Here is a 23,906-nt window from a genome sequence, read left to right as displayed (position 1 = left end):
TCGCGTGCCCACGTTGTCGTCGCTCGACGTGACGAGGCCACACGTTGGTAGGAGACACCAGAGACTGCCGTGCGTCAGCACGACACGCCAGGAACGGGTCGAACCGTTCTTGGCGGCCGAGAAACAGGAGAAGTAAGTCGTGAGCAAGGGTAAGCGCACCTTCCAGCCGAACAACCGCCGACGCGCTCGGACCCACGGGTTCCGGCTGCGGATGCGGACCCGCGCGGGCCGGGCGATCCTGGCGGCTCGCCGTCGCAAGGGCCGCGGCGCGCTGTCCGCCTGATCCGGCCGCCGTCGAGGGACGTCGTGCTGCCGGCCGCCGCGCGGTTGCGGCGCAGTGAGGATTTCCGTGCCGTGATGCGGCGTGGGGCCAAGGCAGGCAGGCGCCGCCTCGTCGTCCATGCGTTGACCACGGACCCGCCCGATGCCGCTGAAGCGGCGCGGGCGGGTTTTGTGGTGAGCAAGGCCGTGGGCAACTCGGTGGTCCGCCACCGGGTCACCCGTCGGTTGCGGCATCTCATTTCCGCCAGGATCGGAACACTGCCGCCGGGGAGCTCGTTGGTGATACGGGCACTACCACCGGCCGCGGACGCGTCCAGCGCGGAACTCGGTTCGGACCTCGACGCGTCGTTGCGGCGCCTCGGGCTGTCCGGGCAATCCGTCGTCACCGGGAAGTCCCGCCAAGCGCGACCCCCCGACAACGGATCTGCGGTGTAACGGCATGCGAGCCACCGAGAACGAGACCACCGAAGCGGCCCGGCCGGGTCCGGTGGCATGGGTACTGCTGCTGCCCATCAAGCTCTACCGCAAGGCGATCTCTCCTTTCCTTCCTCCGGCGTGCCGGTTCTACCCGAGCTGTAGCGCGTACGCCGTCGAGGCACTGACCCGGCACGGCGCCGGCCGCGGTGGTTATCTCGCGGCCCGGCGACTGCTGCGCTGCGGCCCGTGGACTCCGCCCGGCCGCGATCCGGTTCCCGAGACTTTCTCGTGGCGCCGCCGCCGACCTGAAACACCGATCGAGGAGTAGCTCAGTGCTCGACTTCATCTACTACCCCGTGTCCTTCATCTTGTGGTGTTGGCACAAGGTCTTCGGGCTCGTGTTCGGTGAGGCGAACGCGGTGTCCTGGATCCTCGCGATCATCTTCCTGACGTTCACCGTCCGCGGCATCATGTTCAAGCCGTTCGTGAACCAGGTCCGGTCGATGAAGAAGATGCAGGACTTCGCGCCGGAGATGAAGAAGGTCCAGAAGAAGTACGCCAACGACCGGCAGCGCCAGGCGATGGAGATGCAGAAGCTCCAGAAGGAGCACGGCGTCAACCCCCTGGGCAGCTGCCTGCCGATGCTGCTTCAGATCCCGGTCTTCATCGGTCTGAACCACGTCCTGCGGATGTTCACCATCAACCCGTACGGCGGCCCGAAGACCGAGAACTACTTCTTCGACCAGTCCGGTGTCGAGTCCTACGTCAACGCGAAGCTGTTCGGCACCAACCTCGGTGAAGCCATCTACACCGGTGTCGGCGTGGTCAGCGGCGGCAACACGCCCGCCGGTTTCCACTGGCACGTCGCCCCCGTCGCGATCCCGCTGATGATCGTCGCCAGCATCGCCACGCACCTCACCGCGCGGCACTCGGTCCAGCGTCAGAACCCCGAGTCGGCGACGCCGCAGACCGCGATGATGAACAAGCTGACGATGTACATCTTCCCGCTCGGTGTCCTCATCTTCGGTGCGCTGTTCCCGCTCGGCCTGCTCTTCTACTGGTTGGCCAACAACGGCTGGACCCTGATGCAGCAGCGTCTCGTCTACACGAAGATCGACAAGGAAGAAGAGGCCCGCAAGCAGGCCGAGAAGGAGAAGCGCGCGAACCTCGGCCCGAAGCCCGGCCAGAAGCCGACAGCGCCGCGTCCCGGTCAGAAGCCGGTCCAGCAGAAGAAGAACAAGCCGTCCTCCGGTGGTCAGGTCAAGAAGGCGGGCTCGCCGCACGGCTTCGCCCAGACCGCTCCCGCCGCGGAGAAGACGGACACCAAGGACACAGCGGCCGAGTCGTCGACGAACGGCTCGAAGGAGAACGGCACGGACGTGCCCGGTCTCATCTCGGACTCGACTAAGAAATCAGGCCGGAAGCGTCGCTGACGCCGATCCGGGCTGGAGAGGAGACTAAGAATGGCGGAGACGATCGACACGATCGACGCCGAGGAGAACAGCGCGGCCGAGACCGAGGACGTTGCTGACGAGACCACTCGCAAGGGAGGTGTCGACGACGACGTCCTCGTGAAAGAGGGCGACATCGCCGGCGACTATCTCGAGCGGTTGCTCGACCTTCTGGACTACGACGGCGACATCGATCTCGATGTCGAGGCGGGCCGCGCGATCGTCAGCATCGACGGTGGCGAGGATCTGGAGAAGCTCGTCGGCCCGCGCGGCACCGTACTGGAAGCGCTGCAGGAGCTGACGCGGCTGGCGGTTCAGCAGGAGACCGGTTCGCGGAGCCGGCTGATGCTGGACGTCGCGGGCTGGCGTGCGGACCGTCGCGAGGAGCTTCGCGAGCTCGGCCGCTCCACCGCGGAGACGGTGCTCTCCTCCGGCGAGCGCGTCCGGCTGCAGCCGATGAGCCCGTTCGAGCGGAAGGTCGTGCACGACGCGGTCGCCGCTGTCGACGGGGTCAAGAGCGAGAGCGAAGGAGAGGACCCGAAGCGCCGGGTCGTCATCTTCCCCGCCTGACGAGTTCTTTGAAGGAAGCGGCCCGCCGGTCATCCGGCGGGCCGCTTCCTTATATATAGGGCACGGTCGCCGGGTCGCCGCCGCGGAGCGAATTACACGCGTGGCGTTTCACGTGAAACGCGCACCTGGGTCTCCGGGACGAGTGGAGTTGTCCACAGTTGCGGTCTGTCTCCCCGTTTTGCCCCCGGGGTCATGGACAATCAGTGGAGCGCGTTTCACGTGAAACGGCGTCGAGGTTGAGGGAGCGAGAGTGGGCTTGGACGGGGTCGCCGCATCGGTACGGAGCGCGGCGACGGAGGTGTTCGGAGACCGCGTCGAGCAAGCCGTCGGCTATGTCGAACTTCTGGAGCGCCACGGCGTCGAGCGCGGGCTCATCGGTCCCCGCGAGGTCGACCGGCTCTGGGAGCGGCACGTGCTGAACTCCGCCGTGATCGGCGAACGGATCCCCGACGGCGCCCGCGTGGTCGACGTCGGGTCGGGCGCGGGGCTTCCGGGTGTACCGCTCGCCATCAGTCGACCGGACCTCGATATCGTTCTGCTCGAACCGATGGCTCGCCGGGTCGACTGGCTGGCCGAGGTTGCCGAGAAGCTGGAACTCCCCATCACCGTTGTCCGCGGGCGCGCGGAGGAGCGGCAGGTGCGCGAGGAGCTCGGTGGCGCGGATGTCGTCACCGCCCGGGCGGTCGCCCCATTGGCCCGGCTCGCGAGCTGGTGCCTTCCGCTTGTGCGTTCCCAAGGCGCTCTGGTCGCCCTCAAAGGAGCGAGCGCTGGAGAGGAAATCGAACGCGACCGAGCCGCCGTCCGGAAGGCCGGCGGTGGCGAGCCGGAGATCTTCGAGTGCGGCACCAAGGTGCTTGAGGTCCCCAGCACGGTCGTCGTAATAAGCCGACTGAGCCCAAGGCCGCCACGCGGCAGGCGTAGCTAGCCCGGTTCCACGTGAAACAACGCAGAACGACTCCAACGTCCATTACAGAGGAGGTTCAAGACCGGTGACTCCCCCACCGTCCGACCCCGCGAGCACTGGCCGCGAACTCGGCTGGACGCCCATCGCCGAGGAAGCCGTCCGAGCCGCCAGCGTGCTGCACCCCAAGGAAGGCGCGCTCCCCCGGCCCGCCCGCCGGCGCGTGCTGACGGTCGCCAACCAGAAGGGCGGAGTCGGCAAGACGACGAGCACGGTGAACCTCGCCGCCGCCCTGGCCGTCCACGGACTCAAGACGCTCGTGATCGACCTCGACCCGCAGGGCAACGCCAGCACGGCACTCGACATCGACCACCGTTCCGGCACGCCGTCGATCTACGAGGTGCTGATCGGTGAGGTGTCGCTCGCCGAAGCGGCGGCGCAGAGCGAGCAGTCTTCGAACCTCTACTGCGTTCCCGCGACCATCGACCTCGCCGGTGCCGAGATCGAACTCGTCTCCATGGCGTCCCGCGAGATGCGGCTCAAGGAGGCGCTCTCGTCCGAGATCCTCGACGAGATCGGCGTCGACTACGTCTTCATCGACTGCCCGCCGTCGCTCGGTCTGCTGACCGTCAACGCGATGGTCGCCGCGCAGGAGGTGCTGATCCCGATCCAGTGCGAGTACTACGCGCTCGAAGGTCTGGGGCAGCTGCTGAGCAACATCGAGCTCGTCCAGAAGCACCTGAACCGCGAACTCAGCGTCTCCACGATTCTGCTCACCATGTACGACGGCCGGACGAAGCTGGCCGATCAGGTGACGAACGAGGTCCGGAATCACTTCGGGGACACTGTCCTCAAGACGGTGATCCCGCGGAGTGTGAAGGTGTCCGAGGCGCCCGGGTACGGGCAGACGGTCCTCGCGTACGACCCGGGTTCACGGGGTGCGATGAGCTACGTGGACGCGGCGAAGGAGATCGCCCAGCGTGGGGCGGAGATGAAAGAAAGGAGCGGTACGGCATGAGCGAGCGCAGAGGGGGGCTCGGGCGCGGGCTCGCCGCCCTGATCCCCACCGGTCCGCCACCGGGCTCTGCGGCCCCGGCCGAGAACGGTTCCACCGCGGTCCCCGCTCCTCCGTCGGGTCCGACCGGGCCGGACGACAAGGGCTGGTTCGCGGCCAACGGCGCGGCCGGTTCGCATGGCGGCGCGGTGGCCGGTGCGGTCTACCGCGAGGTGCCGGTCAGCCAGATCAAGCCGAACCCGAAGCAGCCGCGGCAGGTCTTCGACGAAGAGGCGCTCAACGAACTCGAGCATTCGATCCGCGCGTTCGGGCTCATGCAGCCCATCGTGGTCCGCGAGCTCGGGCCCGACGAGTACGAACTCGTCATGGGCGAGCGGCGGCTGCGCGCGTCTCAGCTGGCGGAGCTGGAGGCGATCCCGGCGATCGTCCGCCAGACCGCCGACGAGGCGATGCTGCGCGACGCGCTGCTCGAGAACATCCACCGCGTTCAGCTCAACCCGCTCGAAGAGGCGGCCGCGTATCAGCAGCTGCTCGATGAGTTCGCGGTCACGCACGAGGAGCTGGCCGGCCGGATCGGACGTAGCCGCCCGGTCATCACGAACACGATCCGCTTGCTCAAACTCCCCCTCGCGGTCCAGCGACGGGTCGCCGCCGGCGTGCTTTCGGCCGGGCACGCGCGGGCGCTGCTCTCACTCGAGGACGCCGAAAGTCAGGAAGAGCTGGCCGCGCGGATCGTCGCGGAGGGCATGTCGGTCCGCGCGACCGAGGAAGCCGTCACGCTCAAAAAGAGCGAGAAACCGGCGAAGCCGAAGCCCGCTCCTCGCAAGCCGATCCAGGCGCCGGGTCTCCAGGAACTGGCGAACCGGCTTTCGGACCGGTTCGACACCCGGGTGAAGGTCGACCTCGGCCGCCGGAAGGGGCGGATCACCCTCGAATTCGGGTCGGTTGACGATCTTGAACGCATTGTCGCGCTGATGGATCAAAATCAGGCAAATCAGACACCGGAAACCGATTAGGGATTACCCCGGGTCGTTTTGTCACGGTGACGATTGCTGACCGCTGGCGGTTGGTGACGTTGAGTAGTTGAAATGTTTCCCGTGAAACTGGAGTGCTTTTGGAAACACCGACGATGAGCGGACTGCCTTTCGTTCGCTTCCAGAGTCCGACCCGCAACGAGCGAGGAACCTTCACCGGAGTTTTCGGTCTCGTCAACGGGCTCGCCCGAGCCGGTCGCCTCACCGTCGAGCAAGAAGCTTTTCGCCGGGCGAACAACGACTGGTACGACGCGAACTTCATCAACCCGGCCCACCGCGATCCGAGCGTTTACGACGCGGCGGTGAACCCGGGCGCCGCGGCTTGGTTCAAAGCGACGGCGCGTGTCTTCATCGACCGGGTCGACGGCTACCTGTCGATTTTGAAGGCGCACGAGATTCCGTGCGAGACCGTCCGGTCGGCGAGCCCCGGGCGGGTCGTTTATGAGGACGAGCATCAGATCGTGGTCGTTGCTCGAACATGAAAAAGGGGACTCGCCCGTCGTTGGGCAAGTCCCCTTTTGAAATCCGGTTCAGCTCTTGCGGGAAACCGCTCGTCCGATGAGATCGGCGAAGACCGACCCGAGTGTGGCGCCGCCGGCTTCGATCGCCATCGGTACCGTCGACGTCTCGGTGAGGCCTGGCGACAGGTTCACCGCGAGGAAGTAGACCGTGCCGTCCTCGGCGACCATCGCGTCGGTCCGCGAGATGTCGCGGAGCCCGAGTTGCCGGTGCGCGGCGACGGCCAGTTCGCTGACCGCCTTGGCGGCCTCGTCGGAGATCCGCGCGGGGGTGAAGAAATCGGTCAGCCCGGCGGTGTAGCGAGCGGTGTAGTCGTACACGCCGCTCTCCGGCACGATCTCGACCGCGGGCAGGGTCTCAGGTCCCGCTTCGCCTTCGATGACCGTCACGGCCACCTCAACGCCGTCTATGTACTTTTCGGCGAGAACGGTGTCGCCGTACGCGAAGCAGCCGACCATCGCTGCGGGCAGATCCGCGGCCTCCTTGACGACCTGGGTGCCCAGTGCCGAACCGCCCTGGTGGGGCTTGAGGATCAGGGGCAGGCCCAGTTTTTCGACCATCGCGTCCAGTACGGCCTGCGCGCCGAGTTCGCGGAAGATGCTGTGCGGCAGCACGACCCAGTCCGGCGTGGTGAAGCCCGAATTGGCGACCAGGGCCTTGGCCGTCGGCTTGTCCCACGCGCGACGGCAGCCCTGCGAACTGGTGCCGACATAGGGCACGTCCAGCATTTCCAGCACCGTCTGCACCGAGCCGTTCTCCCCCTCACCACCGTGAAGGGCGACGACGGCCGCGTCGGGACGCTGGGTGCGAAGACGTTCGAGCAGGCTTGCGTCGGTGTCCCACTCTTCGACGAGGAGACCCTCCTCCCGCAGCGCGGCGGAGAGCCGGCGTCCGGAACGGAGAGAGACGTCGCGTTCGTGGGAAAGTCCGCCTGCGAGCACGGCAACGGTGCGGTCGACCACCGAGGACTCCTTTGTGTCTATGGGGACGCCCGGTCGATCAGACCGTGTCCGGAGAGGGGTTCTGTGGCCCCGAGATCGAGCGTGGGCTCACGTTACCGAAGGTACGCGCGAGGTCCATTTCGGACTCGAGCACCGCGGCGAGCCGCCGGACGCCTTCGCGGATCCGCTCGGGCGTCGGGTAGCAATAGGAAAGCCGGAGCTGTCTGCTGCCGAAACCGTCGGCGTAGAAACCGGTTCCCGAGGCGTAGGCGACCCGGGCGGTGACGGCCCTCGGCAGCATCGCCTTCGTGTCGACGCCTTCGGGGACGGTCATCCAGACGTAGAAGCCGCCGTCGGGTTTGGTCCAGCTGCAGCCGTCCGGCATATGCTGATCGAGCGCGGACAGGATCGCGTCCCGGCGCTCCCGGTAGTTTTCGCGGAAGGTCTTGATCTGACCCATCCAGTCGTGAGTCGAGAGGTATCGCGACACGATCAACTGGTTAAGCGTGGGCGGACAAAGTGTCGCGGACTCGGCCGCGAGCACCAGTTTCTCCCGGACGGCGTGCGGTGCGAGCACCCAGCCGACGCGCAGGCCGGAGGCGAAGGTCTTCGAGAACGAGCCCAGGTACACGACGTTGTCGGGGTCGATCGAGCGGAGCGACGGGTAGGTCTGGCCACTGAAGCCGAGCAGGCCGTACGGGTTGTCTTCGACGATGAGGATGTCGTGCTCGCGGCAGATCTCCACGATCTCGGCGCGGCGTTCGACGGCCAGCGTGACGCCACCGGGGTTGTGGAAGTTCGGAATCGTGTAAAGGAATTTGACCCGCCGGCCCGCCTTCTTCGTCTCCGCGAGGGCGGCGCGCAGCCCTTCGGGGACCAGGCCGTGATCGTCCATCGCGACGTGGACGACGTCCGCCTGGTAGGCGGCGAACGAGCCGAGCGCGCCGACGTACGACGGCCCCTCGGCGATGACGACGTCGCCCGGGTCGCAGAACAGCCGGGTGACCATGTCGAGGCCCATCTGGGAGCCGACGGTCACGACGACGTCGTCCGGGTGGGCCTTGATGCCCTCGACGGCCATGACCTCGCAGATCTGTTCGCGCAGCGCCGGAACGCCGTGCGCGGAGCCGTACTGGAGCGCGACCAGGCCTTCTTCGGCGATGAGCTCGCCGACCTGCGCGGACAACGTGTCCAACGGAAGAGCGGCGAGGTTCGGCATCCCGCCGGCGAGTGAAACCACCTCGGGGCGACTGGCGACCGCGAACAAAGCCCTGATCTCGGAAGCAGTCATTCCGGCCGTACGCGCGGCGTAGCGGTCGAGATGCGGGTCGAGGTTGTGTCGGCCGGCCTGTGGCCGGACAGGGCGGTTCTCGGTCATCAGGCGCTTCACCCGTGCTTCGAAGTGGACATAGTCGCTACCGACTGGTAGTTCCATCGAGTGTAACCACCCTCCCTTGTGGGGCCCTGGCCTTCCGGTGTTCATCACATCGGCCTATCCTCGGTCTGGACCCCTTCAGCGAGCCGTGCTCGGGACAGGGCTGAGTCGGGTGTCGTCGTTCAGGGAGGTTTGTCGGTGTCGCGTCGCGTCGTGGGCGTAACCCTGGACAACCTCGAACATCTGCCCAAGAGCTGCCGCCGCTGCGTGTACTGGGAGCTGGCGCCGCATCTGAAGGCGCAGGCCGAGGAATACGGCGCGACAGAGGTCGAAAAGGAAGCCTGGGTCTCCAGCGTGCTGCTGGAGTGGGGTTCCTGCGGCCGGATCGTCTACAGCGACACCTTGCCCGTCGGCTTCGTGCTCTACGCGCCGCCGAACGCCGTGCCGCGTTCGCTGGCCTTCCCGACTTCCCCGCCCGGACCGGACGCGGTCCTGCTGACCGCCTTCCAGGTCCTCCCCGAATTCCAGGGCGGCGGGCTCGGCCGGATGCTGGTGCAGGCCGTCGCGAAGGATCTGACGAAACGCGGTGTCCGCGCGATCGAGGCCTTCGGCGACGCCAAGCCCGAGGAGACCGATCCGGACGGCGGGCACAGTTGCGTGCTGCCTGCCGCGTTCCTGCAGAGCGTCGGGTTCAAGACCGTGCGGCCTCATCCGCGGTGGCCGCGGCTGCGGCTGGAACTCCGGTCGGCGATCTCGTGGAAGGAAGACGTGGAGGCGGCTCTCGAACGGCTGCTCGGCCAGGTCTCCATCACCACCGCCGAGCCGAGCATGGGTCGCGCCTGAGCTTCGCCCCCCGGAGATTTCGAATCCGGTCGCGGTTGAAAGCGCCCTTCATCGCACTGCTATCGCGCCCCTCTAGCAGAGTTTTCGGGTACGCGCAGCGGCCATCCCCCACCCTGGGGACAGTTGTGGGTAACCCGCCGAGTTATCCACAGATCCCTGATAGGAGCGGTGGAAAATCTGTGGATGGGTAGGCTGGACCTGGGGACGCCCCCCGGGAAGGGCGGGGGCTGCGCACCGCGTGGGGCTAGGGGTGGCGTGGTCCGGGGAGAGGGCACACAACCGGTTGTGCCGAGGGTGTCGGCAGGGGGATGTGCGCCCGCGTGCGGGTGTGGAGGACTGGCTACTCCGCTTTGGCGAGTTCGTGGGCCAGGACGTCGGCGAAGGTGAACGTGCCGGTCGGCTGGTCCCCTTCGCCGAGGAGGTAGAGGCGCTTCACGGCGACCAGGATGCCTTCGGCGACGACGTCGCGGAAAGCCGGGTCGGCGAGTTTGCGGCTGTCCTCCGGGTTGGTCAGGTAGCCGATCTCGATCCGCACCGCCGGGCAGCGGGTGCGGGTGAAGATCTCCCAGGTCTTGTAATGCGTGCGGCAGTCGAGCATGCCCGTCCGGACGGCCAGCTCACGCTGGATGAAGCCCGCCAGCAGCTCACCGACGGTCGAGGTGGTGCCGTTGCCGGTGCCGAAGTGGAAGCTCGCCACCCCCTGCGCCTTGGGCGAGGGGTTCTGGTCGTTGTGCAGCGAAAGGAACAGGTCGGCGCCCGCCTCGTTGGCGAACTTCGCCCGTTCACCCTCGCTGGGGCTCTGGTTCGGGCCGCGCGAGATCAGCGCCTCCATACCCGTGGCCTTCATCCGGCCTTCGAGCCGTCGCGCCAGGTCCCAGGCGAGGTCCGCTTCGCGCAGACCGCCGGCGACGACACCGAGGTCTTCGCCGCCGTGGCCCGGGTCGATCACGATGCGCTTGCCGCGCAGCCGGGGGCCTGCCTGGCGCACCTGCTCCTGTTCACGCAGGAAGACGGGGCGGCCGCCGCGGGCCCGCGGCGAGGAAAGACGGTGCAGTTCGCGGATGGTGGCCGGACCGCAGATGCCGTCGGCGACCAGGCGCATGTCGCGTTGGAAGGTCTTGAGCGCGCGTTCGGTCTGCGCGCCGAAGTGCCCGTCCGGGCGGCCGGCGTCGAAACCGAGCTCGGTCAGCCGCTCCTGGAGGGCGAAAACGTCGTCGCCGTGCACCGGCGCCGCGAACATGTAGGCCAGCGGCCTGCTTCCCAGGTGGAAGCTGGCGCCACGGAGCGCTTGGTAGGTCGCCGGGCCCACCAGGCCGTCGGTGATCAGCCCACGACGCTGCTGGAACGCCCGCACAGCGTGTTCCATAGGCGTGTCGAAGACCTCGTACTCCCCGGATTCGGTCACCGGCGGGAGCAGATCCATCGCCGCAAGCGTGGACCTGATCTCGGCGACGTCCGGCCCGGCGTCACCGCGGCGGAGTACCCGCATGCACTCCTCGCTCTTCCCTTGGGGCACCGAATCGAGCTCGATGCACGACGTGAAAACTCTGCGGGGCGAACCCCGGTGCTCTATTGTGCCCTGTGAACTCTCGGTGAGCGCGGAGGCCCGGTCGGTGCGTCAGCTCCCCGTTCGGGAAACCCGATCGAGCGCCGTGATCATGTTGCCGTGACGACCCGGGATACCCGCTCCGTGGAACGACGAAACCCGGAGCCTGGGCAGGCCCCGGGTTTCGGCAGGTGAAACGCGAGATCAGAGGACGTCGGCGAGGTCCGAGAGCAGCGCGGCCTTCGGCTTGGCGCCGACGATCTGCTTCACCGGCTTGCCGCCCTGGAACAGGATCAGCGTCGGGATCGACATCACCTGGTAGTCACGCGCAGTGTTCGGGTTGGCGTCGATGTCGAGCTTCGCGATGGTCAGCTTTTCGCCGTGCTCCGCCGCGATCTCGTCGAGCACCGGGGCGACCATCTTGCACGGACCGCACCACGTCGCCCAGAAGTCGACCAGGACGGGCTTCTCACTCGTCAGCACGTCGTCGACGAACGATTTGTCGGTCACCTTCACGGTGTTGCTCATGGTGTCTCCTCTGGGGTGGTGAACGGGGTGCTGTGGAGTCAGTTGGCGGAGGCGCCGTAGCCGCCGCCGACCAGCTCGGGGGTTTCCTGCGCGGCCTCGACACCGGCGTGTTCCGCCAGCCATCGTTCCGCGTCGATCGCGGCGGCGCAGCCCGAACCCGCGGCGGTGATCGCCTGCCGGTAGGTCCGGTCGACCAGGTCGCCGGCCGCGAACACGCCGGGCAGGTTCGTGTAGGAGGTGCGGCCCTTGGTGAGCACGTAACCGTCCTCGTCGAGGTCCACCTGACCGCGCACCAGTTCGCTGCGCGGGTCGTGACCGATCGCGACGAAGAAACCCGTCACGTCCAGCTTCGACTCCTCGCCGGTCACCGTGTCCTTGAGCTTGAGGCCCTCGACCTTGCCGTCCCCCTCGACCTCGGTGATCTGCTTGTTGAGCGCCCACTTGATCTTCTCGTTCTCGCGGGCGCGCTCCAGCATGATCTTGGAGGCGCGGAACTCCTCGCGGCGGTGGACGATCGTGACGGACTTGGCGAACTTCGTCAGGAAGGTCGCCTCCTCCATCGCGGAGTCGCCGCCGCCGGCGACCACGATGTCGTGGTCGCGGAAGAAGAAACCGTCGCAGGTGGCACAGGCCGAAACACCGCGGCCGAGCAGTTCCTGCTCACCCGGGACGTTCAGATAGCGGGCCGCTGCGCCCATCGAGAGCACGACCGCGCGGGCCGCGTAGCGCTTGCCGTTCGCGAAGACGTACTTGACGTCACCGGTCAGCTCGACGGACTCGACGTCCTCCTGGCGCAGGTCCGCGCCGAAACGCTTGGCCTGCTCGCGCATCTCTTCCATGAGGTCGGGGCCCTGGATGCCTTCGCGGAAGCCGGGGAAGTTCTCGACCTCCGTCGTCGTCATCAACGCACCGCCGAACTGAGTGCCCTCGAACACCAACGGTTCAAGCTGCGCTCGTGCCGCGTAGACAGCGGCGGTGTACCCCGCAGGACCAGATCCAATGACGATCAGGTTCCTGATCTCCTCGGCAGCCACCCGTGACCTCCGCTCGTAGTGACCTGTTCACCAGGCTCAACACGATCGTAGGTGCCGGTGTTCCCGGGGTGACCGGCGCTACTTCTCCTGCCTTGTGACGGCGATAGCAAAGGTCCCTTGCTCCCCCCCCCCCGGACTTCCGCCGGGAGAGCAAGGGACCTTTGCTATCGCTTGAACCGCTACTTCTGTCCGATGATCTTGTCGAAGAGGACAGCCGGGTTGCCGGGGCCGCAGTCGGCGCCGAACGCGACGATGCGGAACTGGGCGAGTTTGCCTGTGGTGTAGATCACCATGACGCCGTCCTTGCCCGCGACGTTCACCGGCCGGATGCCTTCCGGGCGTAGGTCGGGGTCCAGTCCGGCGGCGGCGACACAGGCGTCGAGCCGTTCTTCGGTCTTCAGCGAGCCGAAGTCACGGACGCCGATCGCCTTGCCGACGAGGGCCTCCGCTCCGCCGCCGTCTCCGCCGACCGAAGGGCCCGTGGGGGCGGGCGGGGGCTGCGCGACGCCACCCGGCGTCGTCTGCTGCGTGGTGGGCACGACGATCGCGACGGCGGCGATGGCCGCCGCGGCCACGGTCGCTATCCCGGCGCCCCAGCCGATCCGCTTGTTCCGTTTCCGCCGTGCGGCCGCGAGGTCCACCACCGGGGCGACCTGCGCCTGCTGCCCTTGAGGTGCGCCTTGAAACGCAGGCGTCGCCCGCATCTCGGCGGCCAGCGCCGCGTCGAGCCGGGCCGCGAACTCCGCGGGCATGGGCGCGACCGGTTCGTTCGCGAGTTCCGCGAGGTCGGCCGTGGTCGCTTCGAGTGCTTCGATGATCGCCAGTGCTTCGGGGTCGGCGTTCACCAACGGCCACAGCTCGGCCGCCTCCCGCTCGTCCAGCACACCTGCGTGCAGGTCGGCGAGCACATCGACAGACCACGGCGGACCGACGGTCCCACCGATCCCCCTGCTCTCGTCTGTCATCGTCCCTCCCCGTCACCCGGCGTGCCCTGAGGACGCCTGGCACCCCGTTGCGGGGTAGCGCGCTCTCGTTTGCTTTCGTGAGTTGGGACGTTCGCAATCGCATCGGGGTTCCGCAGATGTCCGAGAACCTTCGCGAGCTTTCCGCGACCTCGGGCACACCTGCTCTTGACCGTGCCCTCCGCGATGCCGAGCATCTTCGCCGTCTCAGCGACGGAGTATCCCTCGACGTCGACCAACACGATCGGGGCACGTTGCTCTTCGGGAAGCTGGTCGAGGGCTTCCTTCACCATCAGGCTGGTCTCGCGCTCGGACATCGAGTCGCGCGGCGAGGCCGGCTCGTTGAACTGCCCGGTCTCGGGCAGCGGGACGGTCGGTCTGGCCTTGCCCCGCCGGATGCGGTCGAGGCACGCGTTCACGACGATGCGGTGCAGCCACGTCGTGACCTGCGATTCGGCTCGGAAATTGCCCGCTGCGCGGAACGCGGAGATGAAGGCGTCCTGCAGGGCGTCCGCGGCTTCTTCCGGATCCCGCACGGTGCGCAGGGCCACCGCCCACATGCGGTCTCGATGTCGCTGGACCAGTTCACTGAACGCGTGCGGGTCCCCGGCGGCATGGGCCGCTATGAGATCCGCGTCCGTGGGAGCTGCAGCTGTCACTCGGGAGAGCCTACTGACCCCGTGCTACGCGTCACCCCGCAGGCAGGAACGTCAGCTCTTTGATTTCCGTGACGAACTTGCCTCCGTCATCTTCACCCAGCTGAGTGATCCAGATGATGAAGTACTGACCCTGCTGTGGCTGCTGCAACGCGATGGTCGATTCACCCGCCGCGAGTTCCCCGCTGCCGACGACCTTCGTCTCGTCGAGCTTCGGGTTCTTCTTGTCGGCGGAGCGGATCTCGACCTTCGAACCGGGGCTTCCCGCGTCGATCTTGATCTGGCTGAGGTTGACCGGATCCTTGAAGGTCATGATCAGCCCGACGCCGTCTTTGAGCACAGGGAACTGCTTGTCGTACTCGTCGGTCTTCCACGCGGTGCCCGCGTCACCGTCGGTCGTGTTCTTGGCCCGGCCGGGGCTGTCGCCCCTGCTGCCCGGGTTGAACACGGCGACCGCGGAGGGCTTCACCGCCGCGCCGACGCCGGGCGGCGCGGGCGGTTGCTGACCGGGCGGGGGTTGCTCGCCCGAGGGCGGCGTGACCTGCGAAGACGGCGACGCGGCGACGTTGATCTGCGGACCGCTGGACTTCGATTCACCTTGGAACAGGTTGATCAGCATCATCCCGCCCCAGGCGAGGATGACCACGGTGGCGACGACCAGCACGGTCACGCCGAACGCGAGCTTCTTGCGCCGCGCGACGTCCTTGACCGGTTTCTTCGTCGTCCAGACCGTGCCGTCCGGTTCGGCGACCGCTTCGTCTTCGCCGACGGCTTTGATCAGCTGGGTGCGTTCCTCGGCTTCGGCGACCTGGTCCAGCACGCGCAGGATGGCCGCGCTGGTGCGGATGCCGCCGTGGCCGCCGTCCTCGATGGTGCGGACGGCGAGTGAGGACAGCTCGACCGGGACCGTCGGGACCAGCGAGCGCGGCGGGATGACCCGTCCGTTCGGCGAGTGCGGTGCGGCCGGGATCGCGGCGGGGCCGCCGGGCAAGGCCCAGCGGCCGGTCAGGAGCAGGTAGAGGACCGCGCCGAGCGCCTTGACGTCGTCGCGAAGGGTCGCTTCGGGAAGTGGTCCGGGGAAGGCGAGCTTCAGCGCGCCGTCCGGGGTGAGCCGCAGCCGTTGCGGGTGGTCGAGGCCGAGGACGAGACCGTTCTGATGGGCGTGGTCGACGGCTTCCGCCAGCGCCTGCACCATCCTGGCCGCCGCGGCGGGTGCCACCGGACGCTGCGCCACCAGGTCGACCAGGTCGCTGCCCTTGGTCCATTCCGCGACGACGACACCGAGCAGACCTTCGCTCGAGGTGACGCCGCTGCCGAGACTGAGCACGTCGAGGACGCGGGCGACTCCGCCGTGGCCGAACTTCGAGGCGTGCGCGGCACGCTCCAGCGTCCGGCGCGCGAGCCTCGCGGCTTCCGCGTCCGCCGGGTCGCCGACCAGCAGCGTCAGCGCGACATCCCGCTTCAGCTGCCCGTCACGGGCACGCCAAAGGTGCGCGGCGGCTCGTTCGTCCACCCCGAACTGTGCGAGCAGGCGATACCGGCCGTCACCGACGACCCGGCCAGGGGCCAGCGACCCGCTTTGGGCCCGGATGCCCACCTGGCTCGCCTCCCCTGCCTGTTCGCTCCGTCTCGTATCCACCGCACTCTCCCGCGTAGCTCCCACCCCGAGAGTACCCAGAATACGACGCGTGAACGCGCGCCATCCGTGCGTGAATCGTTACCCGCGCTTGATCAACCGGGTGATTCTGGCCGTGGCGGGCTTCAATTCCTCGACCTTCAGGGCCATGAGCACGCCGAACGACACGACGATCCCGACCGCCGTCTGCAGGAGAAGTTTCACCCAGGCATGGAAAGTAGGCCCGAACGAGTCAGGGACGATCTGCCCGGCGAGCCAGGCCGCGCCGACCCCGAGCACGCTCGCGACGACCGTGAAGAGGATCACCCCGAGAACCCGCTTGCTCCGGAGGTTTCCGAGGGTCACCCACAGCCAAACCTGGCCGAGGATCGCGCCGACGACGAACGTGAGGCCGTTGACCATCATCACGCCGAGCACGATGTTGTCCGGCGACAGCAGCACCGGGCACAGGTACAGCAGCGGCACCTTCACCACGGTCATCACGATCATGATCAGCACCGGCGTCCGCGCGTCCTTCATCGAGTAGAAGACCCGCATCTGCAGCATGACCAGCGCGTACGGCAGCAGCGCGAACGCGGAGATGGCCAGCGCTTCGCCCATCCGCGACGCGTTCTCGACGGTGCCCTTGCCCAAGGTGAACAGCGCGATGCCGACCGAACCGCCGACGACGGTCATGACCGCGGAGATCGGTAGGAGTGTCACCGTCGAGAGGCGCGACGCGTAGGAGAGGTCGCCGATCAGCTTCTTGTGGTCGCCGTCGGCGGCCGCGCGGCTCATCCTCGGCATGATCGCGGTCAATAGCGAAACACCGATGACGCCGTACGGCAGCTGGAAGAGCAGCCACGCGTTGCTGTACGCGGTCACCCCGCCTTCCGAACCGCTGGTCAGCACGCGGGTGGTGATCGTGTAACCCACCTGGCTGACCGCGACGTAGCCGACGGTCCACAGGGCGAGCCCGCCGAACTCCTTCATGCGCTTGTCGATGCCCCAGCGCCATTTGAACTTGAACCCGGACCGCAGCAGCGGCGGGATCAGCAGCACCGACTGCGCCACGATGCCCGAGGTGACGCCGAGGCCGAGGGTCAGCAGCTTCGGGTCGGTGATCGACACCGGGTCGGTGGAGATGTTCCCCGGCATGATCCAGACCACGAGGATCGTGAAGATGACGACCAGGTTGTTGATCACCGGCGCCCAGGCTGTCGGGCCGAAGATGTGCTTCGCGTTCAGGATCGCCGAGAGCAGCGCGAACACACCGTAGAAGAAGATCTGCGGCAGCAGCAGGTAGGCGAACGCGGTGACCAGTTCCGGATTCGCCTGGCCGCTTTGGTCGACGTACAGCTTGGTGATCAGCGGTGCCGCGATGACGGCGACGGCCGTGCCGCCGACGAGCAGCGTGCCTGCCACCGTGACCAGCCGCTGCGTATAGGCCTCGCCGCCGTCCTTGTCGTCCTGCGACCGCACGAGCAGCGGGACGACGAGGCTGGAGAGCACACCGCCCATCAGCAGTTCGAAGATGATGTTCGGCATCGTGTTGGCGACGTTGAACGAGTCGTTCTCGACCTTGGCGCCGATGGCGGCGACCAGCAGCAGCTTCCACGCGAAACCGGTGATCCGGCTGATCAGCGAGGCGATCGCCATCCGGCCGCTGGACTTCGCGATCGACGGCGCCTTCGCCGGGGCGGCGACGTCCTGCTCACCGGTCTCCCCCGGCCGGGGTTTGACCAGCGGCGCGTCCTTGATCGCCGGCATGACCTGCGTGGCGAGCTGGTCGTACGGGCGGAGGACGTCGGGGTCGGCGACCGGCCAGCGCGACCCCATCGGGACACCGGGCGTGCGCGGGATGAACCGCGTCGCGTCGGGTTCGTCGCGCCGGTCCACCTGCCACGGGCGGACCGGTGGCGGCTGACGGCGTCCTCGATGAGGCGGTGGCGGTGTCTGGTTGAGCGCCTGCGGCGCCGTCGGCGGACGGCGCTGTGGTGGATTCTGGGGTGGATTCTGGGACGGCTGCGGCAGCGACGGCGCCGCCGGTGGCGGGACCGGCTGACGACGGGTCGGCGGAGGCGGCGTCGACTGCGACGGCGGTGTCGCGGGCGGAGGCACCTTCCGCGGCGGCTTCTTGGGCGGAGCCTGGTTCGGTGACGGCGGATTCTGAGGTGGCCTCAGCCGCCGTGTCTCGTCGTCGGGACGGCCGACCACTCGCGGACGACGGCCGTCCACCGGCTGCTGAGGAGGCGGTGGCACGGACGGCGGAGGGCCGGCAGGCGGGGGCACCGCCCGCCGCGGGCGCTCACCGCGTTCGGGCGGGAGCTGCGGAGGCGGCTGACGGCGTTCCCCGCGTTCAGGGCGTCCTGAACGCTCTGGACGGCGTACCGGGCCATCGGTGCGGCGAGGCAGGGGCTCGGCGGGGTGGGGTGGGTGCGGCGTACCTTCGCGCCGGGGACGGCCTGCACGCTCGGGCGGTACACCCGGCTCTCGTTCCAACGTGCGCCCAATCCTCGGTGCTCGACTACCTGATGCCCGGTGGCATCGTTCGACCCAGGGTAATCGGCAACGGCCTGAAACACTTAAACCTGTGCGTCCTCGGTCACACGTGGGGCGGTGTCGTTCGCCCGATCGGCCCGCGAGTCCTTGATCCTGCGGTAGATCCGACGGGACGAGAGCAGCAGCAGCGCACCGGCCGCGGTCAGCGTGATGATGATGGTGATCGCGCCGTACTCCGTCGAGGTCAGCTCGAACCGCGCGTCGGAGCCGAGCTTGGTCCCGTCGGGCGTGGTCAGGGTCACGTCGACGCTGAACCGGCCCGCTCGCAGCGCCTCGACCGGGATCAGCTGGTTGACGGCGCCGTACGCCGGGACGGTCCGCTCCGGGACCGCTTCGGTCGGGCGCAGGCCCACGTTGTTCTTCAGCACGGTGCGGACGTTGACGCCGACCGGCAGGCCGTTGGTGATGTACGCGGGCAGCGGCGACGCGCCGGAGGCCAGCGCGATCGTCTGCTTCGGCCGCTCCACGGTCACCTGGCTGCGGATCGCCTCGAGATCGCCACGGGCGTTTCCGGTGACGACCCCGGCGTCCGCGCCGTTCCACGACAGCGACGCGGCTCGGATGAGGGCGAGCCGGACCGGGGCGATCACGTCGGCCGGATTCACCCGTTTGGTGGCATCCATCGTCATCGCCGACGACAGGCCCAGCGTCTCGTTGTCGAGCTGGGACATCTTCGCGGTGACGTCCCCGCTGGTCGCGGCCGTGAGGTCCTGGGGGTCGTAATTGACCGTCGCGGTCCCGGACGGGCTCTCGCCGAGCAGATCGGGCAGCGGCGTCGACTTGGCGAGGCCGGCGGCGTAGAAGTCGCCCATCCGCTCCAGGAAAGTGGTGAGCTCGGGGCCGGTCTCGTCCCAGTGCCGCGGCGGTGCGATCAGCAGCCGCGAACGCTCCTGCCCTGCGGTCTGCCCGCCGAGCCCGGCCCGGAACGCGATCGCGCCGAGCCCGTTCTGGGTGGACACCGATCCGTCCAGCGCGGAGGCGATCAGCGCGTCGATCGGCTGCGCGCGCAGGTCCGTTCCTTCGATCGAGACCGCGCTCGAAACCGGCGAATCGGACTGGAGCTTGCCCGAGTCGGTCAGCACGGTTTTGACGCCCGCCTTGCCGAGCGCCTCGACGGTCTGCGAGTCGAGGGCACCGCCGGGCCAGAGCACGCCGTCCTGCGGCTGGATGCCGAGCAGGTTCTTGATCGTCGCCGCGCCGCCGATCGCACTGGCCAGCAGCGCGGTGTCGGTGGCGTCCCCGGCGCGGACCTTCGTCAGCGCGGTGAGGTCGGCGTCGGCGAACGGGAGGGTGACCACGCAGCGGCCCGCGACCAGTGCCTTCAGCTGGCCGAGCCAGTTCTTCGCGGTCTCGACGCCCTTGCCGGGAACGGGACCGCCCCCGGTGGCCACCTGGTAGCCGCGGGTCATCGCGTCCACGGTCGCGACCAGGTCGGGATCGATGGCCAGGCACAACGACGACGAGACCTTCGTGTCGGCCTCGGCCGCGCGCGCCGCCGCGACCAGCGAGTCCAGCCGTCCGCCGCTGCCCAGCTCACCGGCCAGCCGCTCGTCGGAGAGGGTCAGCGGACCGCCGAGCGGGGACGAGACGACGTGCACGGTGCTGTTCGCGATCGGCCACAGCAGGCTGGTCGACGGCGCGGACGGCGGACGCGACGCGGGCGCCTTGCCGGGAACACCGAGCACCGGCATCAGCAGGCTGACCGCCGCGAGCCGCTCCGGGCCGCCGAAATCCGGCGTGCCGTTGACGTTGACCAGCAGCGGATACACCCCGGGCCGGGGGAACTGGAGCTTCGAGGACTGTCCGAGCGGGACGGCCAGGTTCAGCCCGGCGCTCTGCCCCGGCTCCAAGGTGTCCGGTGCGAGGTCGACGAAGTCCGTGGCCGAGAGGTCCTTGAACTTGCCGCCGCCGAGCACGTCGCTGATCTGCTGCTCGGTCTGGAGCCGGGTACCCAGCTGCAGCCGCACGCCGAGTTTGCTGATCCGCCGGTCACCGATATTGGTGACGCGGCCGGTGATGGTGAGCGAGGTCGAGGTCGTGGTGACCACGCGGGGGTTCAGCTGGTCGAGGTCCACACGCAGCCGGGGCTGGTCCTGGGCCTGCGCGACCGCGCCGAACAACGCGGGCAGGGCGAGGAACAGGATCGACAGGACAGTGGCGGCGAGCCGCTTCACTCAGGTGCTCCCTCGGCGGTTCGTGCGTTGCTGCGCGAAGAGTTCTTTGGCCTTCCGGACCAGCTTGCGCTCGTCGGAGTAGGCGAGCTTGGTCTCCAGCTCGGCGAGCGGTACCCAGGCGACCTCGGTCACCTCGACATCCTCGTCCGAAAGTTCGCCGCCGGTGGATTCCAGGATGAAATGGTGCACCGTCTTGTGCACCCGCCGTCGCTCGGCCACGAACCAGTAGTCGATGGTGCCGAGCGGTTCGAGGACCTGTGCGGAGAGGCCGGTCTCCTCCTTCACCTCGCGCACCGCGGTCTGCGCATGAGTTTCCCCGTCCTCGATATGGCCCTTCGGCAGCGACCACAGCAGTCTGCCGTGCCTGTCGAGCCGTCCGATCAGCGCGGCGTTGGCCCGTTCGGCGTCGACGACGAGTCCACCGGCCGAGGTTTCGTCGACCGTGGTCAGCCGCCTGCCCCGCCTGCGCCTCCGCCGGCGGCCCGGCTTCGAAGCGCCGGAGCGGCCGGCTGATCCAGACATGCTGCGATGCTAGAGCAAACGGCGGTACGGGTACGCTGGCTCTCCGTGCCCGTGTTGGGCGGGGTCGTAGTAAGTACATCCAAATCGTGGTGGGATTGTCGTGAACAAGGTGGTCGCCGGGCAGGCGGTTGCGGGGAAGAGCACTGCGATGCAGAACGCCGTGGCGGAGCTGATGCGGATCTCCCCGTTGGCCGACGAACTCGCGAAGCTCTTCGCCAAGGCCGGTTACAGCCTGTACCTGGTCGGCGGGAGCGTCCGCGACATGATGCTCGACAGGCTGTCGAGCGACCTCGACTTCACCACCGACGCGCGGCCGGACCAGGTGCTCAAGATCGTCAGCGCCTGGGGTGACGCGGTGTGGGACGTCGGCATCGCGTTCGGCACGGTCGGCGTGACCAAACAGGGCATGACCCTGGAGATCACGACGTTCCGCGCCGACAGTTACGACCGCGTCGGCCGCAATCCCGAGGTCACCTTCGGCGACAGCATCGAGGGCGACCTGCTCCGCCGCGACTTCACGGTCAACGCGATGGCGATCGACCTGGCGAACCAGACCTTCGTCGACCCGCACAACGGGCTGCAGGCGCTGCAGGACAGGGTGCTCGACACGCCCGCGACCCCGCAGGAGTCCTTCGCCGACGACCCGCTGCGCATGCTGCGGGCCGCGCGTTTCTCCGCGCAGCTCGGCTTCACAGCGGCGCCGCGGGTCATCGACGCGATGACGTCGATGGCCGACGAGATCGACCGGATCACCGCCGAGCGTGTCCAGGCCGAGCTGTCGAAGCTGCTGCTCGCCGACGACCCCCGGCCCGGGATCGAGTTGCTGGTCGACACCGGCCTCGCCGACCGCGTGGTGCCCGAGGTGTCCGGTATGCGGCTGGCGATCGACGAGCACCACCAGCACAAGGACGTCTACCAGCACTCGCTGACCGTGCTCGAGCAGGCGATCGACCTGGAGTCCTCGCACGAACCGACGTCGGAGCCGGATCTGATCCTGCGGCTCGCCGCGCTCCTGCACGACATCGGCAAGCCGGCGACGCGTGAGTTCCAGCCCGGCGGCGGCGTGAGCTTCCACCACCACGAGGTCGTCGGCGCGAAGATGGCCCGCAAGCGTTTGCGTGCCCTGAAATTCTCGAAGGAGATCGTCCAGGACGTCAGCCAGCTCGTGTTCCTGCACCTGCGGTTCCACGGGTACGGCAAGGGCGAGTGGACGGATTCGGCGGTGCGGCGCTACGTCACCGACGCCGGTGATCTGCTGCCCCGGCTGCACAAACTGGTCCGCGCCGACTGCACCACGCGCAACCGGAAGAAGGCGGCGGCGCTGCAGGCGACCTACGACGACCTCGAGCGCCGGATCGAAGCGATCCAGGCGCAGGAGGACCTCGACCGGGTCCGGCCGGACCTCAACGGCGAAGAGATCATGCGGATCCTCGGCCTCAAGCCGGGGCCGGACGTCGGCAAGGCGTGGAAGTACCTGAAGGAACTGCGGCTCGACCGCGGTCCGCTGGAGCACGACGACGCGGTGGCCGAGTTGAGGAAGTGGGCGGCCGAGAACGGCATCGGCTGAGATGAACCCCGTTGGTCTCTGGATCCATCCGGCGTAAACGGAGATACTCCTGCCGGTGCTCCGGGCAGGGGGAAATTCCATGGCGAAGCGGCCGGCCGGTTTTCTGGTGACGTTGCTGCGTCGTGGCGCGCCCGCCCTGGCCACGGCGACGAGCGAGCTGTCCGACGAGGTCGGTGATCCGACGCCGATGCGGGCGCTCCAGCGCATCCAGCGGATGTCCGGCCCCGTCGACACCGCCTATCGCGACAATCTCCTGCTCAGGGCCGCCCGCTATGTCGCACTCGTGCCGCTGGTCTACCGGCTCTTCGCGGTGCCCGGCGCGTTCGCGGCCTACGCCTCCGCGCACGGGATGACCGGCATCGGCCCGGTCGGGCTGGTGACGCTGGGGTCCGTCGCGCTGAGTGCGTACGGGATCCGGTGGATGCTGCGGTCGGCGCCGTTCCAGCCGCAGTACGCGGCGAGACTGCTGGCCGTCGACCTCGCGTTCACGCTGCTCGCGCCGCTGGCCGTCGGCGCACTCGTGCCGGGTTCGGTGTTCACCGAGGCGATGGCGGTGCCCGGTAAACATCTGCTCGGCGAGGTCGCGCTGCTGGCCTTGGCGCTGGGCATGCCCGCCGCCGCGGCGCTGGTCGTCGTCAGCTTCCCGGTCCGGATGCTCGCGTCGTTGTTCGGGACCGGCCACGGCGCACCGTCCGACGCGCTGGCCACCTTCCCGTCGATCCTCGGCGTGCTCTTCACCGCGACAGGCGCGCTCGTCCTGATCGGGCTCGGCACCCGGCTCGCCCTCGCCTACGGCATCCGCAACGGCCGGATCGCCGAACGCGCCCGTCAGCATCGGATGCTGCACGACTCCGTGCTGCAGACCCTCGAAGTGATCGCGCTGGCCGACAAGGGCGACCCCGCCGAGCGGCTCGCCGAGGTCCAGCGGCTGGCGCGGGCGCAGTCGATGGAACTGCGGCGGACGATCGAGAGCGAGGCTTCGGAGCGCTCGGAGGCGGGGTCGCGGCCGTTGGGCGAGAAACTCGCGTCGCTGGCGGCGGAGATGGCGCGGGACGGTCTGCGCGCCCAGCTCGTGATCGCCGAACTCGACGACGACACCCTCTCGGAGGTCCGGCAGATCGCCATCCGCGACGCCGTCCGCGAGTCCCTGCGCAACACGCTCAAGCACGCCGGGACGGACAAGGTCGTCGTGCGGGTCGAGGAGCAGGAAGGCGGGGTCGCGGTGATCACCCGTGACCACGGCGCCGGGTTCAGCCTCGACTCGCGGCCCGCCGGTTTCGGGATCAGCGAGTCCATCACCGCCCGGCTGCACGAGGTCGGCGGGACGGCCAGGGTGGAGTCGGCTCCGGGCAATGGCACCAGAGTCACCCTTTGGGTGCCGTTCTGACGGTA

Annotated in this window: 24 protein-coding genes; 12 read left to right on the top strand and 12 right to left on the bottom strand. The window is 68.3% G+C overall.

Annotated elements, in window-relative coordinates; translation table 11 throughout:
• The first annotated feature begins 139 nt into the window (after positions 1–139).
• The 9 genes from rpmH (at position 140) to ACZ5ZX_RS02125 (ending at position 6,152) form a co-directional block, all read left to right on the top strand.
• Positions 140–283, top strand: a complete 144-nt coding sequence (rpmH, locus tag ACZ5ZX_RS02165; RefSeq protein ID WP_007032239.1) for a 50S ribosomal protein L34 — start codon at positions 140–142, stop codon at positions 281–283.
• Positions 284–306: 23 nt separating this feature from the next.
• A complete protein-coding gene (gene rnpA / locus ACZ5ZX_RS02160; protein WP_465500244.1) occupies positions 307–717 on the top strand; it encodes a ribonuclease P protein component in 411 nt (136 codons plus the stop codon).
• Positions 718–721: 4 nt separating this feature from the next.
• Positions 722–1,027: a membrane protein insertion efficiency factor YidD gene (gene yidD / locus ACZ5ZX_RS02155; RefSeq protein WP_465500243.1), complete on the top strand. Its 306-nt coding sequence runs from the start codon at positions 722–724 to the stop codon at positions 1,025–1,027.
• 4 nt (positions 1,028–1,031) lie between these two features.
• Positions 1,032–2,132, top strand: a complete 1,101-nt coding sequence (gene yidC, locus ACZ5ZX_RS02150; protein WP_465500242.1) for a membrane protein insertase YidC — start codon at positions 1,032–1,034, stop codon at positions 2,130–2,132.
• Positions 2,133–2,162: 30 nt separating this feature from the next.
• Complete coding sequence (locus ACZ5ZX_RS02145; protein ID WP_465500241.1) at positions 2,163–2,720, top strand: Jag family protein; 558 nt, start codon at positions 2,163–2,165, stop codon at positions 2,718–2,720.
• 250 nt (positions 2,721–2,970) lie between these two features.
• Entirely contained in the window at positions 2,971–3,645 is a 675-nt protein-coding gene (gene rsmG / locus ACZ5ZX_RS02140; RefSeq protein WP_465500240.1) for a 16S rRNA (guanine(527)-N(7))-methyltransferase RsmG, read from the top strand.
• A 64-nt stretch (positions 3,646–3,709) separates the two neighbouring features.
• On the top strand, positions 3,710–4,639 hold the full coding sequence (locus ACZ5ZX_RS02135) for a ParA family protein (RefSeq protein WP_061981634.1): 930 nt from the start codon (positions 3,710–3,712) through the stop codon (positions 4,637–4,639).
• A complete protein-coding gene (locus tag ACZ5ZX_RS02130; RefSeq protein WP_465500239.1) occupies positions 4,636–5,652 on the top strand; it encodes a ParB/RepB/Spo0J family partition protein in 1,017 nt (338 codons plus the stop codon). Before ACZ5ZX_RS02135 ends, ACZ5ZX_RS02130 begins: the two co-directional genes overlap by 4 nt.
• Positions 5,653–5,765: 113 nt before the next feature.
• Complete coding sequence (locus tag ACZ5ZX_RS02125; RefSeq protein ID WP_465500238.1) at positions 5,766–6,152, top strand: hypothetical protein; 387 nt, start codon at positions 5,766–5,768, stop codon at positions 6,150–6,152.
• Positions 6,153–6,200: 48 nt separating this feature from the next.
• Here ACZ5ZX_RS02125 and ACZ5ZX_RS02120 read toward each other — a convergent pair whose 3' ends face one another.
• Complete coding sequence (locus ACZ5ZX_RS02120) at positions 6,201–7,151, bottom strand: D-alanine--D-alanine ligase family protein (protein ID WP_465500237.1); 951 nt, start codon at positions 7,149–7,151, stop codon at positions 6,201–6,203.
• Positions 7,152–7,188: 37 nt separating this feature from the next.
• Positions 7,189–8,508: an aminotransferase-like domain-containing protein gene (locus tag ACZ5ZX_RS02115; protein WP_465501010.1), complete on the bottom strand. Its 1,320-nt coding sequence runs from the start codon at positions 8,506–8,508 to the stop codon at positions 7,189–7,191.
• 195 nt (positions 8,509–8,703) lie between these two features.
• Here ACZ5ZX_RS02115 and ACZ5ZX_RS02110 point away from each other — a divergent pair, with 195 nt between their 5' ends.
• The gene (locus ACZ5ZX_RS02110) at positions 8,704–9,348 is read left to right on the top strand and encodes a GNAT family N-acetyltransferase (RefSeq protein WP_465500236.1); all 645 of its coding nucleotides are present in this window, start codon (positions 8,704–8,706) and stop codon (positions 9,346–9,348) included.
• Positions 9,349–9,688: 340 nt separating this feature from the next.
• Here ACZ5ZX_RS02110 and ACZ5ZX_RS02105 read toward each other — a convergent pair whose 3' ends face one another.
• The 10 genes from ACZ5ZX_RS02105 to ACZ5ZX_RS02060 form a co-directional block, all read right to left on the bottom strand.
• Complete coding sequence (locus ACZ5ZX_RS02105; RefSeq protein ID WP_061981639.1) at positions 9,689–10,837, bottom strand: N-acetylmuramoyl-L-alanine amidase; 1,149 nt, start codon at positions 10,835–10,837, stop codon at positions 9,689–9,691.
• Between the two features lie 261 nt (positions 10,838–11,098).
• Positions 11,099–11,422: a thioredoxin gene (trxA, locus tag ACZ5ZX_RS02100; RefSeq protein ID WP_061981640.1), complete on the bottom strand. Its 324-nt coding sequence runs from the start codon at positions 11,420–11,422 to the stop codon at positions 11,099–11,101.
• A 38-nt stretch (positions 11,423–11,460) separates the two neighbouring features.
• Positions 11,461–12,456 (bottom strand): thioredoxin-disulfide reductase, encoded by a 996-nt coding sequence (gene trxB / locus ACZ5ZX_RS02095; protein WP_465500235.1) that lies wholly within the window; start codon positions 12,454–12,456, stop codon positions 11,461–11,463.
• A 179-nt stretch (positions 12,457–12,635) separates the two neighbouring features.
• Positions 12,636–13,421 (bottom strand): hypothetical protein, encoded by a 786-nt coding sequence (locus ACZ5ZX_RS02090; protein ID WP_465500234.1) that lies wholly within the window; start codon positions 13,419–13,421, stop codon positions 12,636–12,638.
• The gene (gene sigM / locus ACZ5ZX_RS02085) at positions 13,418–14,077 is read right to left on the bottom strand and encodes an RNA polymerase sigma factor SigM (protein WP_061981643.1); all 660 of its coding nucleotides are present in this window, start codon (positions 14,075–14,077) and stop codon (positions 13,418–13,420) included. The genes ACZ5ZX_RS02090 and sigM overlap by 4 nt, the downstream gene beginning before the upstream one ends.
• Positions 14,078–14,108: 31 nt before the next feature.
• Entirely contained in the window at positions 14,109–15,671 is a 1,563-nt protein-coding gene (locus tag ACZ5ZX_RS02080; protein WP_465501009.1) for a protein kinase family protein, read from the bottom strand.
• Positions 15,672–15,791: 120 nt separating this feature from the next.
• Positions 15,792–17,927 (bottom strand): murein biosynthesis integral membrane protein MurJ, encoded by a 2,136-nt coding sequence (murJ, locus tag ACZ5ZX_RS02075; RefSeq protein ID WP_465500233.1) that lies wholly within the window; start codon positions 17,925–17,927, stop codon positions 15,792–15,794.
• Positions 17,870–18,175: a hypothetical protein gene (locus ACZ5ZX_RS02070; RefSeq protein ID WP_465500232.1), complete on the bottom strand. Its 306-nt coding sequence runs from the start codon at positions 18,173–18,175 to the stop codon at positions 17,870–17,872. The genes murJ and ACZ5ZX_RS02070 overlap by 58 nt, the downstream gene beginning before the upstream one ends.
• A gap of 99 nt (positions 18,176–18,274) precedes the next feature.
• Positions 18,275–20,425 carry a DUF6049 family protein gene (locus ACZ5ZX_RS02065; protein WP_465500231.1) on the bottom strand — a complete coding sequence of 717 codons (2,151 nt, stop codon included), beginning with the start codon at positions 20,423–20,425 and terminating at the stop codon, positions 18,275–18,277.
• A complete protein-coding gene (locus ACZ5ZX_RS02060) occupies positions 20,426–20,947 on the bottom strand; it encodes an NUDIX hydrolase (RefSeq protein ID WP_465500230.1) in 522 nt (173 codons plus the stop codon).
• A 148-nt stretch (positions 20,948–21,095) separates the two neighbouring features.
• Between ACZ5ZX_RS02060 and ACZ5ZX_RS02055 the strand changes: the two genes are divergently transcribed.
• Positions 21,096–22,514, top strand: coding sequence for a CCA tRNA nucleotidyltransferase (locus ACZ5ZX_RS02055; protein ID WP_465500229.1), 1,419 nt, complete (start codon positions 21,096–21,098; stop codon positions 22,512–22,514).
• A gap of 79 nt (positions 22,515–22,593) precedes the next feature.
• Positions 22,594–23,901: a sensor histidine kinase gene (locus ACZ5ZX_RS02050; RefSeq protein WP_465500228.1), complete on the top strand. Its 1,308-nt coding sequence runs from the start codon at positions 22,594–22,596 to the stop codon at positions 23,899–23,901.
• Positions 23,902–23,906: the final 5 nt, after the last annotated feature.

The sequence above is a fragment of the Amycolatopsis sp. NPDC033938 genome (assembly GCF_055575975.1).
This window is presented reverse-complemented; position numbering and strand designations above follow the sequence as displayed.

Excerpts from the sequence above, each read along its gene's own strand:
- ACZ5ZX_RS02125 (WP_465500238.1), top strand. The coding sequence starts at position 5,766 with ATGAGCGGACTGCCTTTCGTTCGCTTCCAGAGTCCGACCCGCAACGAG.
- ACZ5ZX_RS02130 (WP_465500239.1), top strand. The coding sequence starts at position 4,636 with ATGAGCGAGCGCAGAGGGGGGCTCGGGCGCGGGCTCGCCGCCCTGATC.
- ACZ5ZX_RS02115 (WP_465501010.1), bottom strand. The coding sequence starts at position 8,508 with ATGACCGAGAACCGCCCTGTCCGGCCACAGGCCGGCCGACACAACCTC.
- ACZ5ZX_RS02090 (WP_465500234.1), bottom strand. The coding sequence starts at position 13,421 with ATGACAGACGAGAGCAGGGGGATCGGTGGGACCGTCGGTCCGCCGTGG.
- ACZ5ZX_RS02050 (WP_465500228.1), top strand. The coding sequence starts at position 22,594 with ATGGCGAAGCGGCCGGCCGGTTTTCTGGTGACGTTGCTGCGTCGTGGC.
- trxA (WP_061981640.1), bottom strand. The coding sequence starts at position 11,422 with ATGAGCAACACCGTGAAGGTGACCGACAAATCGTTCGTCGACGACGTG.
- ACZ5ZX_RS02060 (WP_465500230.1), bottom strand. The coding sequence starts at position 20,947 with ATGTCTGGATCAGCCGGCCGCTCCGGCGCTTCGAAGCCGGGCCGCCGG.
- yidD (WP_465500243.1), top strand. The coding sequence starts at position 722 with ATGCGAGCCACCGAGAACGAGACCACCGAAGCGGCCCGGCCGGGTCCG.
- ACZ5ZX_RS02105 (WP_061981639.1), bottom strand. The coding sequence starts at position 10,837 with ATGCGGGTACTCCGCCGCGGTGACGCCGGGCCGGACGTCGCCGAGATC.
- ACZ5ZX_RS02055 (WP_465500229.1), top strand. The coding sequence starts at position 21,096 with ATGCAGAACGCCGTGGCGGAGCTGATGCGGATCTCCCCGTTGGCCGAC.
- ACZ5ZX_RS02145 (WP_465500241.1), top strand. The coding sequence starts at position 2,163 with ATGGCGGAGACGATCGACACGATCGACGCCGAGGAGAACAGCGCGGCC.